Genomic DNA, 15641 nt, shown 5'->3' with positions numbered 1-15641 from the left:
GTGCCCCAAAAACCTGCGGGGCACTATCGTTGGCGCGTCTCGGCTAGCCGAGCAGCGCCCTGAACTCGGCCGTCGTGTAGGTGCGCTCTCCGGACGGCAGGGAGAGGGTGAAGACCTCGCCCTCAGACTCACTCCACTTCCCCGAATCGATCTTGCTGTACGCCGCGCCCATAGCAGCACAGTGAGGGTCAATGATGTTGAGATAGTGACCTACTGTATGGGCGATATCGGGGTTCGCATGCGACCAGTTCCAGTGGCTATTGGCGTTCTCCCATACGATCTTCCTGTCGGGATGCTCCGCCACGTACTTGTTGTAGGTGGACTCCTCGCTCATCCAAGCGTCATTGACGGCCTTGTCATAGGCGTAGCCCCACGCGAGGTTCTCGCCAATATCAAATATATTGGAGTGATGCACCAGCTTGGTCGAGACGTTGGTCTGTATGGCGGACTGGGCCATCAGGGTCGGCGTGAGCTTGAGCTCGGAAAGCCCGCGCGCCGCGCGGGCGGCGTTGGTCTGGTCCACTATCGTGAGCGCCTTGCGTATGTTGTCGAGGTGGAACGCGCTCTTGGGGTTGTCGGCGTCGACGAGCGTGTAGCCGGCCGCGGCGGTGTAGCCCTTCGCCTCGGCCTGGCTGGCGAGGGCCCCCACGTTGACGCCCAGGGACTCGAAGAGCCTCTGGCCGTTGGCGGGCTTTGAGGGCTTGCCGGGGTTCGAGCCGCCCGACGAGGAGGCGGCGTAGAGCTTGACGCCCTCCCCCGACCAGCCGATCTTAACCAGCCTGTCGTACTCGGCCTTGTCCGTGGTGTAGAGGTGCGTCCCCGCCGTGAGCCACCTGTTGTAGAGGCGGTAGACGGGGGCCTTCCCGCCGCTGTGGAGCGAGACGCCCTCCCGGCTCCAGCCGCGGCTGGCGAGGCCGTCGTACTCGGCCTTGTCGGTGGTGTAGAGGTGCTCCCCCGACCAAGGGTTGTAGAGCCGCCAGACGCTGGTGCCGGAGGCCGGCGCCTCCCAGGCGGTGCCCTCGTCGCTCCAGCCCCTGCCCATGAGGTCCGTGCGCTCGCCGGAGTCCCTCGTGAAGAGGTGGTCGCCGTTCCACTGGTTGTAGAGGCGATAGATCCGCTGGGTGGTCGACGCCCATGCTGCCGTGGGCAGCACGGTCAGGACAAGAAGTGCTGTCAGCACTGCAGTGACGAGGGTTAACGGTCGCTTTCTCATGAGGTCCTCCTTTGAGACGAATACCCTACCTTGTGTCGATGCCCATAGCCTCCTCTAAGCTACGGCCACACGAACGCCCTTTTTGCCACTCCAGGCCCTCGCTACTCCCAGCCGTAGAGACCCTGGAGCTTTGCGCCCTCCTGACGCCAGCCTACCCCAGCCAAGCTGTCGTACTCTGAGCGCTCGATAGTGAAGATGTGCGTTCCTACCTGCGCATAGGGGTTGAACAGGCGGTAAATGGGCATGCCGCCCGCGCTGTAGAGCTTGACGCCCTCGCTCGTCCACTTCTTGGCAACGAGAATGTCATGCTCCCTCTTGCTCGTGGTGTAGAGGTGCTCACCATTGAATTTGTTGTACAGGCGATAGACGGGGGTATCGGAGGGATCTGGCGCGTCCCACGCCACGCCCTCCTGCGTCCAGCCCTGACGACCACAGTCCTCGTACTCCTTCGCCTCGGTCGTGAAGAGGTGCTCACCAGACCACTTGTTGTAGAGGCGGTACACAAGCTGATGCCTGTATCGTATCTGGAAGCTCCTGTCAAAGCTGTTGACATAGTTGCCCCTGCCTGTGACGGTCACCTCCGCCATCCCGACTTTCTTGTTCTTGGAGAACTTGAGCGTATAGTCAACGCCCTCCCTAAGCTTGAGCTGGCCATACGTGAGCGTAAGGGTAGGCTTAACCTCCTGGCCCGTGTAGTGGACGTCATCCAGGCCCGAGATCGTGGCCTTGGTGACATCGGCCGGGGCAATGGTGTAGTGCTTCAGGAGTGTGCCCTCGTAGTAGCCCATTCCCGTTATGACGGCAACGTGCGTACCGGCGTTGACGGCATCCTCAAACTTGACCGAATAGTCTGTGCCCTCCTTGAGAGAGTCCGCCTTACACGTAACCTGTTCACTCCCGTCATAGGTGCCGCCCACGACCGTGAAGGCAGACGCCTTCGAGTTGATGTCCTCCTTCGCGAGTGCCCAAGACGGGGCAACAAGAAGCGCAGGAAGAGCAAGCGCGAGTATCACCCACAGAAGGTTTCCTCGCAGCTGTCTCACAGTCACCCGATCTTTCATCACGCTCTCCCTTCCAAACAGACAATGGAATCCTACACAAAGAGGCTATGAGGCTTTGATATCACTTTAAACGCTCGACCCGAGAACGGCAAGCATTTTCTTCCACATCGCGCCCCGAGAAGGCCCCATAAGATCGTAAGCCATGGCCTCACAAGCTGAATTCCCGCCTCCCCATGACATGTCATGGGGTCACCCTTAGGCAAGCCGCCCGACCGTTCAGAAGCCGACTGTCCAGGGCACCAGTGTCACCGTGCCGCACGCGAGAGGTCACGTAGCGTCCACAAGGAGCTGTGGAGTGCCCATCTCTAGCCGCAGGCGAGCTGCCACAAGCTATGACAACATGCTACCCTGTACACGTGCCTCGGATATACTTGACGCCTACGATCGAGCTCGATGCGAAACGGAGACCAGCATGGGTAACTATAGGGAGCAAGAGTGGTGGGGAAAGCGGGAAGACAAGGACATCTACGGCAAGCTCTTCCTGCCTGAGGGCCTTGAGGACGGACGCCCGCGCGCGACGGCCGTCTTCTCGCACGGGCTTTCAACCAACCGTGGTGACATGGAGCCCTATGCGCGCACCGCTGCAGCGAACGGCATGGTAACCTACGTGTTCGATTTCTGTGGCTCGGGACAGTACAGCAGCTCGAGCGAGCAACCGGGAGGTATGTCCCTCTTCACCGAGCAGCATGACCTTGAGTCTGTGGCCTGGGAGCTTTCTCGCGAGCCCTACGTGGACGAGAACAACCTCTTTCTCATGGGGTCGAGCTTGGGAGCGTCGATCACCCTCATGGCGGCGCGCGCCAATGCCGACCTCGTGCGCGGCGTCGTGCTCCTCTACCCCGCGTTCAATCTCTACGACGCCGTGCACGCCGCCTGCCCCAGCCGCGAGCTCTTGCCGGACAGCTTCAAAGTCATGTCGACGATGGTGAGCAAGGCCTTCCTGTGCAGCTGCTGGGACTACAATTTCTACGATCACATCGGCGCCTTCCCGCGCGACGTGCTCCTGTTCCATGGCGACGCTGACGATAACGTGCCCCTCTCCTACTCGCAGCGCGCAGCCGAGATCTTCCCCAACGCGGAGCTGCATGTCATAGAGGGTGGCAAGCACGGTTTCAAGGAGCCAGCCTACAGCGAGGTCGTGAACATATCCACAGACTGGCTCCTTGCCCACATCAACAAGTAACGCCCGGCTCCCGCCCTATGCGGGAGCTCACTCTATGTCGAGGGGAACCTTGCGGGTGGGCGCGGGAAACTCGCCATCAAGGCGCGTAAGGTCCTCGTCGGTAAGCTCGACCTTGCGCGCCTCGAAGTTCTCGAGCACATGTTGGGCACTCGAGCTTCTCGGAATAGCGATGATGTCCTCACGGCGCAGCACGAAGGCGAGAAGCACCTGCATGGGCGTGCAACCGTGCGCGGCGGCCGTCTGTCGCACCGCGTCGCTCCCAACCAGATCGCCCCTCAATCTTCCTGCCTGCGCCAGTGGGCAGTAGGCCATGAGTGGGATCTGGTGCCTGCGCATCAAAGGGAGAAGGTCGAACTCCACCCCACGAGAACCCAGGTGGTACAGGTCTTGGTTCACAACACAGTGCTCGCCGCCAGCCACGGACGCGAGCTCCTCCATATCGTCTGTATCGAAGTTCGACACACCCCACGCTAAGATCTTGCCACCCTCGACCAGCTCCTCCATGCACTCGACGGTCTCCTCGAGGGGAATTGCGCCACGCCAATGCAGGAGGTATAGGTCGAGGTGGTCGGTGGCAAGACGCCCGAGCGTGGCATCAAGGCTCCGCTCGATGTCGTGCCTCTTGGCATTCTGTGGGCAGACCTTCGACACAAGAAAGAGATCCTCGCGCTCAACGCCCCGTATGGCGTCGCCCACAAGCTCCTCAGTAGCCCCGTCGCCGTACATCTCGGCAGTGTCGATAAGACGGATTCCAGCGTCAATACCTGTCCTCAGGGCAGCGAGCTCCTGGGCGCGAGGATGAAGCCCCTCACCCAAACGCCAGGTACCCATACCAAGCCGAGGCATCTGCCTGCCATCACGCAACATGAGATTTGGCTTGAACGTCATCTGTGCACCTTCCTTTTCTGTAGCCGAATGGGCGAACCCACGCGTCTCGATGAGCGCGGTCACGCGCACGGACGTTGTCGGCTCATGGGCCATCCTAGCAGACTGGGGAGACCGAATCTGCCGCGCCCCTCTCGCCCACTGCGGCAAGCAGCTCGTCGAGACTCACTCCCTTGAGGGGCAGCACCTCACGGGCCGCCCGCTCGTTGACGTCGAGCACCACCGCGTAGACAAAGAAGTCGTCCCAGAGCACAAGTGCCCTTCGGTCCGCATCGGAAAGACAGGTGAAGTCGCTCAGATAGTTCTTGAGTCCAAAGGCGCACTCGGCCAAGACATCGCCTGCCGCCGTGCGACGGATGTCATTGGTGCGGACGCTGCTGCGCACGGCCGTCACAATCGCGTTCACGAACAGGTACAGGGTCCCATAGACGCCCATGAGCAGTGAGAGGGACAGGAGGATGAAGGGAACGAGCACGCCAGGGTCATGCTCGACGAGGGCAACCAGCTCGCGCGTCCTCCCCGGTCCCGCGATGAAGGAGGAGAACGCCTCGAACGCAGGTCCCAACCCACCCGTAAGCGCGAGGGCGCCCACCATGAGCGCCACAATAACGCACAGCATCGGAATGGCGCAACCCTCCAGGCAGCCGCTCGCACAGCCACTGACCCTCATGGCTCCTCCAAAGCCATAGCGAAGGAGGTAGCTCGTGGAGAGGGCCTCCCTTTCGGCCAACCTAGACCACTCCCCAAAGTCTGCAGCTGATATGCCGCCCTGACGCAGACGTGAAACGAGAAATGCATCTGATGGAACAAGTGAGGCGACATCGTCGGCCATAGCGTCCGTGACCTCGATTCCCCGAGGCCCAAACGAGACGATATGCCTCATCTGGAGGCTCAAAAGACTGGCAGCTATGTCCTTGCGCGGCTCCACCCGCAGGTCACTGACCATAGAGAGGAGTGCGGGGCTCACGCCCTTGAGCGTCTCGCGGTAGTAGGTGATGTCTCGCGTCGCGACAAACCTCGCCTCCGCACGCGTGCGACTCACCATGGAAGAGCACAGGGTAAAGCAGACGGCAAGGACTGGCATTCCCGTGAAGGCGCCAACTGCCAAACTTATCACCATGACCGCAAGCACGCCGATGACACTGGTCACCCCACTTCCCGGGAGAATGGCAAGGAACACGGGAAGTGCGATGGCGAGCGGAATGAGCCCGCAGAGATCGCGCAGACGAGACCAGCGCGCAAGCCTGCCGGTGCGCAGATACTTCTCGGTAGCCACCAGCCTCACCTCGCCATATACAGCGTCACGGTTGTCCACACGATAACGCCGACGAGGGGAGCCACGAAGGCGAACACCCTCCACTTCTTATGAGGGTCGTAAGCGTTGCCCTCGACCCAGCCGTGTGCCGTGCCGGGCTCATACCAAAGATTAGCCTCGGGCGTCGGCTCAAGGCTGCTCTCCCACCGAAGCTTGCGCCTTGACCCATCTATCGAGGCCTCGTAGTACGCCACCCACCTACCATCCTGCCGTCTGCGAGAGTCTCCCAGCGTTGCCATGGTCCTCTCGTAGCGCTCCGCATGGGCTATATAGCGCCCCTGCTCGTTCATTCCGATGATGCCACGCGCGACGAGGATCAGAAGCACGAGCCAGTAGGACATCAGGGCGGTGGTGACGAAGCCAAGGGACTCAAGCCCTGTCCCTCTGGAGCCTCCGCTGGTGGCACCGAGCGACCCCACATCCTTCCAGAAGTCGAGGCACCGTGATGCCCATTCGCGCAAACCGTCCCAGAACTGCATTTCGAGGTTCATCGATCCCGCCATTCCATTAGACACGACAAGCACGCCCACGTCCCCATCATAGCGAATAAGCCTGTTACCGGGAACATGGCAGGAGCCTTCCCCCCTGGCCGCCCCTCTCGATCCTGGCGCCTACCACATAGCGTACGCCGAAGGCCGATGAGGTTGAGGCTACACGTCGCAGGGCGAGCGCCTTGCCATCCTATCCTGCCATCCCTCCAAGCGCTGCAAGGCATCGTTGAGCACGCCATCGCTCTTGGCAAAGTGAAAGCGAATGAAGCGGTTCTCGGGAACATTGAAGAAGCATGATCCAGGCACGCCGCCCACACCCATACGACGCGCCAGTTCGACGGCGAACTCCTCATCGTTCTCGTAGCCCGCCTCCGAGATGTCGCACATCACGAAGTACGCACCCTGTGGCTCCACAAAAGGCATGCCCAATCGACGCAATCCCTCGCAAAAGAGCTGACGCTTTCGGGTATAGGTCGCCAACAGCTCGTCGTAGTAGCCCTGTGGCAACCCGAGACCCACCGTTGCCGCCTCCATGAGCGGCGCCGCCGCACCCACGGTCAAAAAGTCGTGCACCTTCTTGATGCGCTCGCTTATCCCTGCGGGTGCTATGGTGTAGCCAAGACGCCAACCGGTGATGGAGTAGGTCTTTGAAAGCGAGCTGCACGAGATCGTGCGCTCGGCCATATCGGGCAGGCCAGCAAAGTACACATGCCTATAGGGGGCATAGACGATGTGCTCATAGACCTCGTCCGTGATCACATAGAGGTCGTACCTCTCGGCGAGGTCCGCTATGGACGAAAGCTCCTGCGGGGTGAAGACATGTCCCGTGGGGTTCGAGGGGTTGCAGAGGATGAGGGCCTTCGTGTGCGGCAGGGCACAGGCATGCTCGAGCTCGGACTCGTCGAAGCTGAATTCGGGCGCGTACAGCTCGACGTAACTGGGAACTGAGTCGCAAAGGATGGTATCCGCCCCATAGTTCTCATAGAACGGAGAGAACACCACCACACGATCCCCTGGGTCGCACACGGTCATGATCGCGCACATCATGGCCTCAGTCGATCCGCAGGTTACGACGACCTGGGAGTCGGGATCGATCTCACCGATGCCCATGAGCGGCGTCTGCTTGCGGGCCAACGCCTCGCGAAAGCCCTGGGCACCCCAGGTGATGGCGTACTGGTGCGGCCCCTTGTGGGCAACCTCGGCCAGACAGTCTGTTATCTCCCTGGGAGGGTCAAAATCGGGAAAGCCCTGCGAGAGGTTGATGGCACCGTACCGATTCGACACGCGCGTCATGCGCCGTATGACGGAATCGGAGAATTGCGAGGTCTTGGTGCTGAGCGTTTGCATTGTCATCCCCCTATGACCCGTAGGACACGTTCGTCTTTTCCACCAGCAGGACTGTGTGATCGCGACAATCATGGTATCCCTTTGGAAGCATTGGTCCCACCTGACAAGAATCGCGGCTGTATAGAAACACGTCACCTCGACAGACCAAAGACAGCTTTCCGAAGGACCACCGAGGCCTGTATGAGCAGCCGTGATAGATGCGCGCCGCACATGAGGGCTTGTGATTTGCTTCAGTTTATCGATGATGCCATGTGTTCGCATCTTCGCTTATGCACATCGTCTATATGTGTAGGGGCGAACCTAGGTGCTACGGAGCGTTTGGCGGTATCATGACTCAGTGGGCCGTCGAGGGGGAGTCTGTTTTTGATGGAAAGGATCTACGTATATAGCAACATCAGCAAGCGCTTCGAAGACCAGACGAGCAGCCTCCTAGAACGGCCTCGGTTGATGCCCGACGATACGTATAAGCTGGTATATCGCGCCAATCCAGGACGGCAGTACAGCTATGGAAGCGACATGGTCGCCCTCGTCAGGGAGAAGGAGGCCCCTATCGAGGATCGCTTCTGCTACTGGGTGGGCAATGACCGCTACCTGAATCCACGACGCATCGCACGTCAGGTGTCTACCAGCAACCCGGACTATTCGCTACAGACGCTTGTCATAGATGAGCGGGGTAAGCGGCATACCTATCAAAAAGACGCGACTGTCGCGAGAGAGTCCCTCGTCAGGGGTTCATCACTCTTCAGGTATCTCCTTGACGTCTCGATCGCCACCCGCCCTACCGATGGGGACGAACCAGCCAGAAATCACCTGTTCAATCAGTTGAAGTCTCTTGCCAATGACTCCGTTCGAAGCCTCGCCTCCTCCTTTCTTGTGAAGCCCAGCCCACCTCGAGCGCCCCGTGCTGACGCGGGACCGGTCATCCTGCCATTTGGTTCGAGCCTCAGTCAGATGGACGCCATAGACGCCGCACTTGACAACAGGATCTCAGTAATCCAAGGTCCACCTGGCACGGGCAAGACCCAGACGATCCTCAACATCATCGCAAACCTCATCGTGAGAGACAAGACGGTCTTGGTCGTCTCTCCAAACAACTCTGCCACAAACAATGTCGTGGAGAAGCTCAGGCATGAGGGCATGGGCTTTCTGGTAGCAGAGATGGGACGACGCGACCAGCAGATGGACTTCGTAAGGAAGCAGGACAGGCTGAAGCCATATCCCGTAAGCATTCTGAGATGGAAGCGGACGCGCAGCGAGCAGAAGCAGCTGGCAGACGAGGTGAATGCGGGCAGCAAGCTACTACGTGAGGTCTATGGGAGGCAACGCAAGGTGGCGAGCTTGCGCGAGCGCCTGCGCGATCTCGAGCTTGAGTACTCACACTTTGGTGAGGGAAGCACCGTAGACACACTCACCTGCAAAGGGCAGCTGAGTCCCTCGCGATTACGCGAGCTGCACGACGAGGTTGTTGCCTGCGCCAACGCAGGCCGCCGCATACCTCTCCTAAGCAGGATACGCTATGCCCTCATGTGGGGCATCGGCAGGTGGAGAGATTACGGCTCCGCAGGCGTGGATCTAGAGATCAAGGTAGACAGTACCCTCTACCAGCACGACTTGAGTCTCATGAGAGACGCCGTCGAATCGGACGAGGGCTTTCTCGCCACACACAACGCGGGTCTCGCAATCCAAGCCGTCACTGCGCGCTCAAGAGAACTCTTCCAGGCTGCGCTCTATGACCGCTTTGGTCGAGGCATGGGAAGGACGCGTCGCCACTTCGAAGATCCCATGAAGGAGCCCGAGGAGTTTCGAAGGGAGTACCCAGTAATCAGCTCCACGACCCATGACGCGCGCAAGCAGCTCGGAAAGGGTGGCCTCCCCTTTGACTACGTGATAATCGACGAGGCATCACAGGTCGATCTGCTCACGGGCTTTCTTGCGCTGTCCTCGGCAAGGCGCGCCGTCGTGGTGGGCGATAGAAACCAGCTCCCCTGCGTGCTGTCTGCCGAGCACGCCAAAAGCGCTCAGGCATGCTCGCTGGGAGACCTACCGAGTTCCTATGAATATTCCACGCATAGTCTCTTGGACTGCTTGGACGAGATCTCTCGTTCGAACAAGGAGCATAGAATGCCATGTACCTTGCTCAGAGAGCATTATCGCTGCGCTCCTGACATCATCGGCTTCTGCAACCGTCAGTTCTATGGTGGACAGCTCATGGTGATGAGCGAGACAGGCGCCCAGGGAGACGCTCCCGCACTCGGATGCTCGCTCGGTACCGAGCTCGGGGAGGGGCCAGGCGACTACGGCAAAGCCCAGGCCAGAATCCTTAAGGAAGACGTCCTTCCGCAGCTCCTGGCACGTTTCAGCGCAAGCGACATCGGGGTGGCAACCCCATATCGCAAGGAGGCGGACGGGATACGAGAGTGCCTGTCAGACCTGCCCGATACAGCTTCGACGCAACTCGAGGTAGGCGCCGTGCGCGAGTACCAGGGTCGCGAGAAGGCCGCGATGGCGCTCGTCACAACCGCCAGTCAGCCAACGGACCTCCTCAACAACCCGAACCTGGTAAATGTGGCGGTGTCTAGGGCGCAGAGCTGCCTGTGGCTCATAGCGACACGGGGCGCAACCAACGGGGAGGGCAGCATCGCCGACCTGAGACGCTACATCGAATACCATAGCGGCCCGATCGAGCGATCGAGGGTACGGCCGGTGTTCCCTTACCTGTACTCGGACTCATCTGGGGAGCGAGACGCCTTTCTGAAACAGATGCAGGAGAACACGTCTGATCAGTATTTTGAGGTACAGGTCGAGGTTCTGCTCAAGAAGACGATCGAGTCCACAGGGATGCTCGGGCATATTGGGTGGTGTAGAAACTACCCCTTGAAGCTGCTCGTCCCAAAAGACGGCGGGATGGTAGGTTCGGGCTGGCTGGCCGAGGAGGAGCGGTTCGTCAGCACCTCGGCACACGTGGACTTCATGCTGTTCCGTCACATAGACAACAGCCCACTCGCGGCGTTCGAGTTGGACGAGGCTCAAAACGACCGGGGACGACAGGCACAGCGTGATCGCATGAAGGACGGGATATTCGACAAGATCGGTCTTCCGTTCAGGCGTATCAGGGCCAATGAGGGGCAAGACGTGATTGTCGCGACCCTTCGTGACGGCCTCAGGCAGGCACTAGGTCCAGACGGCTTCTCGAGTCGCAAGGCGACCTCCATCGTGATCGACACGGATGGTTCGTGGACGCTATGACTCGTGGACACCTGCGCTATCGTTCCATCAGATGACCGCTCATGCGAAAACAGACGCTCTGACAGGCAGGAGATGCCTTCATACTTAGATCGTCTCAGTGTCGTCAGTCCCAGACGAAAGGAAAGCCCATGGCAGCCCTCAAGCAACCACCCTACGCCTATGACATCGTCGGCAGCTTTTTACGCCCCGCCCGTCTTAGGAAGGCACGTGCCGCCTTTGTCACAGGCGACATCTCACACGACGAGCTCACCGCCGTTGAGGATGAGTGTATAGCCGAGCTCGTCGAGAAGGAGAAGGCCGCTGGCCTTCGCGCCGTCACCGACGGGGAGTTCCGCCGCGCCATGTGGCATCTCGACTTTCTCGAGGAGCTCGGGGGCGTCGAGCGCATCGACACGACAGACTGGTCCGTCGAGTTCAAAGGTCCCAAGCCCAAGGGTGCCCAGCTGCGCTTCACGGGCAGGATCGGCCTCGGCGACCACCCCTTCCTTGCACACTATGCCAAGCTGCGCAAGATAGTGGGTAACTACCCCACGAAGATGACGATTCCCTCCCCCTCGATGCTGCATCTCATTCCCTGCGTGCGTGGAAAGGCAAGCTTCGATCCCATCGAGCGCTACCAAGACGAGCAGGTGCTCTTTGACGATATTGTCGCCACCTACCAGGACGCCGTGAGGGCCTTCTACGACCTCGGCTGTCGCTACCTGCAGTTTGATGACACGAGCTGGGGCGAGTTCTGCGACGTCCGGAAGCGTAGGGCCTACGAGGAGGCAGGTATCGATCTCGACGGGGTCACAAGGAGGTACGTGGCGACCATCAACGCAATCCTCGAGGCGAGGCCTGCCGACATGGCCATCACCACCCACGTCTGCCGCGGCAACTTCCGCTCCACCTGGTTCTCATCGGGCGGCTATGACCCCGTGGCAGAGGTACTCCTGGGTGGTGCCAACTACGACGCCTTCTTCTTGGAGTATGACACGGATCGCGCCGGAGACTTCGCTCCCCTCGCCCACGTCAAGGACCAGATCGTCGTCTTGGGTCTCGTGACCTCAAAGTTCCCCGAGCTCGAGGACGAGGACAGCGTCATCGCGCGCATCCGCGAGGCTGAAAGCTACGTACCCCTGGAGCGCCTGCGTCTCTCGCCGCAGTGCGGCTTCTCGTCCACCGAAGAGGGAAACGAGCTGAGCGAGGACGAGCAGTGGGCCAAGGTCGCGCTCGTCAGGCGCATCGCCGAGCGCGTCTGGGAAACGTAGGGAGGCGCTGAACAAACCAGACCAACCTACCGTAGAGTCATCCCGACCTGCCAAACGCAACTCTACGATTCCTCTCGTTCGATTTGTTCAGCGCCTCCTTAGGGAACGGCAGGGATGACGTTCGGCGTGGCGTAGCCTGTTTTGGTCGTGCCTCGCCCCTCTGCAAGGCTGTACTCGTAGAGGGGCGAGGGCGCCTGGGCGCGACGAGATGCCAGGCGCAGTGGGTATCCGCGATGGGAACTTCCCTTGAGCGGGACGGGACAGCAAGCGACGGGACCTGTCTCATGGACGCTCGCCTGTCTGCCACCAGTCCTTGTCATGGGCAAACCCCTCGAGCCAGTCGAGGAGTCTGCCCTCATTGCCGTCGAGCGCCTGACGCGCTTGTGAGAAGAGCAGGTCCTCCCACTCCGAAAGCGGCAGGCCATACAGCACGCCACCAAACCCTCGTCGATTGACCGAGACGATGGCCTTCTCGACGTCGGCGGCGCGCAACCTCCAGGACCCGCCCTCCACGCCCAGTGCGTCCTCGACGGCGCGCAGGGAGGACTCGAAGTAGAAGAGGCCCTTGATGAGGGCCGTGTAGCCGGCCACCCCCTGCTCGGGCAGGGCGTCTGCCGGGCGGATCTCCACAAAGCGCTTGAGGCGCGCATCTGGCCAGAACATCGACACCAGATGCTCGATGTCCTGTGTGCCCATGGGAGCATCGGCATACATGAGTGATGACGGCAGATCGAATGCCTCCCGCACGCGGGAAGGGGAGGTGCCCCTCGTAGGGGGTCGCGTCACAAAGATGGGCGGAGTCCCAAGCAGCCAGTCCGCGTAGTCGCCAAAGCCAAAGCCGTCGCTGAAGACGTTGGGTATGGTTCCGCAGCGCGCGTTGTCCACGTCACGCCAGAGTCGCAGGCGGGCGAGGGGGACATGGTTGGCCTCTGCCTCGAACACGCGCGTGTTGTCCGCGATGGCCGTGAGCACGGGGGCCAACGCCGACGCAACGCGCAGCTTGCGGACGGCGTCCCGCTCGCTCGAGAAGTCCACCGAAACCTGCGTTGAGGCAGATGCCCGCATCATGCGCTCGCCGTGCAGACCTATGTGGGCGAAGTAACGGTCCATGAAGTCATAGCGAGACTTGGGGATAAGAGCGAGCTCACGAGCCCTGCGCGTTGGATGGTAGCCCACGCTCAGGAGACGGGCACCATGCTTAGCAAGGTAGGGGTCCACACGCTCGCGAAACAGGCGATAGCCCGCCATGACGTCAGCCACCGCCACATGCGGCGCGACGCTGACCTCAATCTGCGCCGCAGGCTCCAGGGTGACCGTGCTCTCAGGACCACCAAGACCCAGCAGGTCACCCTGCTCGTTGCGGGTGTGCTCGGGATAGAGCCGTTCGATGTGCCCCAGCACGTCTCGTATGCCAATGAGGCCATCTGCGGGCTCATAGGTGACGGGCCTTCCGTCATCCGCGATCACGAAGTGCTCAACCTCGGTGCCAAGGGTCCCGGGACCCTGCAGCTCGCGCGCGCCACCCTCGAAGTACCTGATGATGCGGCGACGATTCTCTTCCAGAATGGCTTCGTCGAATGCTGCCATCACAGCCTCCCTTATCCATACCGATCGTACCAGCTGTAACGTCTCGCAGTTGCTGCAAGGAAGACACGCATGCAGTCGGATTGTTACATACCGTACCAGCCATAACTTAGCCGTCGTGCCACTACCCCAACGAGAGATCGGACACCCCATGGGAAGCGGCACATAACATGCATAGAATGCAGAGTGCGGTTTTTCCGTGAGGCGCGATCTGGGGGCGCGGCCCAAAGTGCGCTTTTTCGTGAGGTGCCGGTACAGAGTGCGGTTTTCCGTCACGTCTCCCGTCCAGAATGCGTCTTTTGGTCACGCCGCCGGCACAGAGTGCGCTTTTCCGTGAGGGCGTCGGGGCAGAGTGCGCTTTTGCGTGAGGGCGTCGGCACAGAATGCGCTTTTGCGTGAGGTGCCGCCACGTTTGCCCAGGTGAGGAAAAGCGCATTCTACGAAAAAGCGCATTCTGGGCACGGATCCTCACGGAAAAGCGCATTCTGGGCGTTGGACCTCACGTAAAACCGCATTCCGCGTGACTGCCCGCACACAGAGTGCGCCTTTTGGTGAGGCGCAGCCGCAGAGTGCGCTTTTCCGTCACGTCTCCCGTCCAGAGTGCGCTTTTCCGTGAGGTGCCTCCGCGTTTGCCCAGGTGAGGAAAAGCGCATTCTACGGAAAAGCGCATTCTGCGAGCGGACCCTCACGTAAAACCGCATTCTGGGTACGGACCCTCACGGAAAAGCGCATTCTGCGATCGCGCCTTGCGTTGGACCTCACGGAAAGGCGCATTCTGCGTGACTGCCCACATACAGAGTGCGCCTTTTGATGAGGCACGACGGCGAAGTGCGCTGCGACATCCTCAGGCAACAAGGAACTCATCGCCTATCCCACGCTATCAGGTAGTCGACCACAAGACCGTATGACTTGACGCCTTCCCTTTCGCCAAAACTCCGAAGGTAGCCATCATTGACGGCACTGCCGACCCTTCCGAACCACCCCTCATAGGCATCGTAGTGCCTGCCCGTTGCCACGAGGTCAGCAAGCACGAGACCGACACCAGCATCGAGGCCAGATGTGCGCACCTCGTCGAGCAGGCGGGCTGCACGGTCGGGATCGCTCCGACGCAGGGCGCTATAGCAAAAGGAGAAGGCGCCATAGTAGCCCGAGTAGGAAAACCTCACGTCGTCGCTCGTGGTGCAGGCGAGAAAGGCGGCGAAGTTCGCCTCCTGCTCGCGCGCGATGGCAAGGCGATGCGCGGCCTCGTGGCACATCGTGAACGGCAGGTCCGCTACCGCACAGTTGACCGGCACACTCGACTCCCCCGTAGGAGAGAAGAAGATTCCCACGTGCCCACTGAGAAGCAGCGGCTCCCCCAGCAGCAAGAGGGCCTTCACGGGTGCCTGAGATCCCTCGAAGATGCCATAGCTTTCCGACAGCTCACGGTACGAGCCACCTGCGATACGCGCCAACTCATAGAAGTCTTGCCTCAGAAGCTCGCCATCCTCACCTCTGGGAACCGAGGGGGCCAGCGCTGCGGCCCGCTCGAGGTAGTGTCTGGTCGCCGCCGCAAGCTCATCGTCTGTGTACGCCCCCACCTCAAGACCGATCTCGTTGGCAAGCGAGGGTGCGTAGTGGTTGAGCGCCCAACCCGACACAAAGAGGAAAAGCGTCGCGGAGCTGACCAAAAGGACGACAGAGAGCCACGGCAGCAAGGGACGCCTTCGTACGACACGACGAACGAGGGTGAAAAGTGCGGCCAAGGCAAGGCCCACGACGAGAAAGTCCCACAGCGCGAAGGGCGCAACGCTCGCGACGGTCGCCTGAAGGGAGAGGAGTCCCTTTGAGAACGGGCGATAGCCACCAGACAGCGCCTCGCCAAAACGTTCAAAGAGGAGCACGAGCAGAGGGCACGCGGCCAGAAGCACCCCCGACGCGATGAGTCGCCAGCGCGTCGGCGTGCAGAGGCCCCCTCTCCCCTCCTGATCTGCCATCACGAATACCTCCCACGACTCCTGAACACCGCTTTTCCATGACCATAGCACACAAGATGGTACGGGGACTTCCCTGCGCATGCGCGCTCA

General features: G+C 60.7%; 11 protein-coding genes. 3 read left to right on the top strand and 8 right to left on the bottom strand.

The genetic code is table 11. The features are described from left to right. Nucleotides 1–43 precede the first annotated feature (43 nt). Nucleotides 44–1213 (bottom strand): CAP domain-containing protein, encoded by a 1170-nt coding sequence (locus tag ADJ70_RS03295; RefSeq protein ID WP_050343458.1) that lies wholly within the window; start codon nt 1211–1213, stop codon nt 44–46. A gap of 101 nt (nt 1214–1314) precedes the next feature. Beyond that, nucleotides 1315–2274 carry a hypothetical protein gene (locus tag ADJ70_RS15270; RefSeq protein ID WP_253273220.1) on the bottom strand — a complete coding sequence of 320 codons (960 nt, stop codon included), beginning with the start codon at nt 2272–2274 and terminating at the stop codon, nt 1315–1317. A gap of 412 nt (nt 2275–2686) precedes the next feature. On the opposite strand from ADJ70_RS15270, the gene ADJ70_RS03285 reads away from it, so the two are divergent. Then, a complete protein-coding gene (locus tag ADJ70_RS03285) occupies nt 2687–3457 on the top strand; it encodes a S9 family peptidase (protein WP_050343456.1) in 771 nt (256 codons plus the stop codon). A gap of 27 nt (nt 3458–3484) precedes the next feature. Here the strand turns inward: ADJ70_RS03285 and ADJ70_RS03280 are convergent, their stop codons facing one another. The 4 genes from ADJ70_RS03280 to ADJ70_RS03265 all read right to left on the bottom strand — a co-directional run bounded on the left by ADJ70_RS03280 (nt 3485) and on the right by ADJ70_RS03265 (nt 7495). Continuing rightward, nucleotides 3485–4345 (bottom strand): aldo/keto reductase, encoded by an 861-nt coding sequence (locus ADJ70_RS03280; RefSeq protein WP_050344730.1) that lies wholly within the window; start codon nt 4343–4345, stop codon nt 3485–3487. Between the two features lie 94 nt (nt 4346–4439). Next, nucleotides 4440–5618 carry a DUF2207 domain-containing protein gene (locus tag ADJ70_RS03275; RefSeq protein WP_050343454.1) on the bottom strand — a complete coding sequence of 393 codons (1179 nt, stop codon included), beginning with the start codon at nt 5616–5618 and terminating at the stop codon, nt 4440–4442. 5 nt (nt 5619–5623) lie between these two features. After that, nucleotides 5624–6148, bottom strand: a complete 525-nt coding sequence (locus ADJ70_RS03270) for a hypothetical protein (protein ID WP_050343453.1) — start codon at nt 6146–6148, stop codon at nt 5624–5626. 159 nt (nt 6149–6307) lie between these two features. Further along, nucleotides 6308–7495, bottom strand: coding sequence for a pyridoxal phosphate-dependent aminotransferase (locus tag ADJ70_RS03265; RefSeq protein WP_050343451.1), 1188 nt, complete (start codon nt 7493–7495; stop codon nt 6308–6310). Between the two features lie 366 nt (nt 7496–7861). Here ADJ70_RS03265 and ADJ70_RS03260 point away from each other — a divergent pair, with 366 nt between their 5' ends. Beyond that, a complete protein-coding gene (locus tag ADJ70_RS03260) occupies nt 7862–10741 on the top strand; it encodes an AAA domain-containing protein (protein ID WP_050343449.1) in 2880 nt (959 codons plus the stop codon). Between the two features lie 128 nt (nt 10742–10869). Next, on the top strand, nt 10870–11991 hold the full coding sequence (locus ADJ70_RS03255) for a 5-methyltetrahydropteroyltriglutamate--homocysteine S-methyltransferase (protein ID WP_050343447.1): 1122 nt from the start codon (nt 10870–10872) through the stop codon (nt 11989–11991). 282 nt (nt 11992–12273) lie between these two features. On the opposite strand, the gene ADJ70_RS03250 is transcribed toward ADJ70_RS03255, so the two are convergent. Then, nucleotides 12274–13578 carry a glutamate-cysteine ligase family protein gene (locus ADJ70_RS03250; protein WP_050343445.1) on the bottom strand — a complete coding sequence of 435 codons (1305 nt, stop codon included), beginning with the start codon at nt 13576–13578 and terminating at the stop codon, nt 12274–12276. Nucleotides 13579–14435: 857 nt separating this feature from the next. Further along, nucleotides 14436–15551, bottom strand: coding sequence for a DUF3810 domain-containing protein (locus ADJ70_RS03245; RefSeq protein ID WP_050343444.1), 1116 nt, complete (start codon nt 15549–15551; stop codon nt 14436–14438). Nucleotides 15552–15641 lie beyond the last annotated feature (90 nt).

Source organism: Olsenella sp. oral taxon 807 (genome assembly GCF_001189515.2).
Lineage (GTDB): Bacteria > Actinomycetota > Coriobacteriia > Coriobacteriales > Atopobiaceae > Olsenella_F.
Note: the sequence above shows the minus strand (reverse complement) of the source record. Positions and strands in the feature narration are given on the sequence as shown.

Excerpts from the sequence above, each read along its gene's own strand:
- ADJ70_RS03295 (WP_050343458.1), bottom strand. The coding sequence starts at position 1,213 with ATGAGAAAGCGACCGTTAACCCTCGTCACTGCAGTGCTGACAGCACTT.
- ADJ70_RS15270 (WP_253273220.1), bottom strand. The coding sequence starts at position 2,274 with ATGAAAGATCGGGTGACTGTGAGACAGCTGCGAGGAAACCTTCTGTGG.
- ADJ70_RS03285 (WP_050343456.1), top strand. The coding sequence starts at position 2,687 with ATGGGTAACTATAGGGAGCAAGAGTGGTGGGGAAAGCGGGAAGACAAG.
- ADJ70_RS03280 (WP_050344730.1), bottom strand. The coding sequence starts at position 4,345 with ATGACGTTCAAGCCAAATCTCATGTTGCGTGATGGCAGGCAGATGCCT.
- ADJ70_RS03270 (WP_050343453.1), bottom strand. The coding sequence starts at position 6,148 with ATGAACCTCGAAATGCAGTTCTGGGACGGTTTGCGCGAATGGGCATCA.
- ADJ70_RS03265 (WP_050343451.1), bottom strand. The coding sequence starts at position 7,495 with ATGCAAACGCTCAGCACCAAGACCTCGCAATTCTCCGATTCCGTCATA.
- ADJ70_RS03260 (WP_050343449.1), top strand. The coding sequence starts at position 7,862 with ATGGAAAGGATCTACGTATATAGCAACATCAGCAAGCGCTTCGAAGAC.
- ADJ70_RS03255 (WP_050343447.1), top strand. The coding sequence starts at position 10,870 with ATGGCAGCCCTCAAGCAACCACCCTACGCCTATGACATCGTCGGCAGC.
- ADJ70_RS03250 (WP_050343445.1), bottom strand. The coding sequence starts at position 13,578 with ATGGCAGCATTCGACGAAGCCATTCTGGAAGAGAATCGTCGCCGCATC.
- ADJ70_RS03245 (WP_050343444.1), bottom strand. The coding sequence starts at position 15,551 with ATGGCAGATCAGGAGGGGAGAGGGGGCCTCTGCACGCCGACGCGCTGG.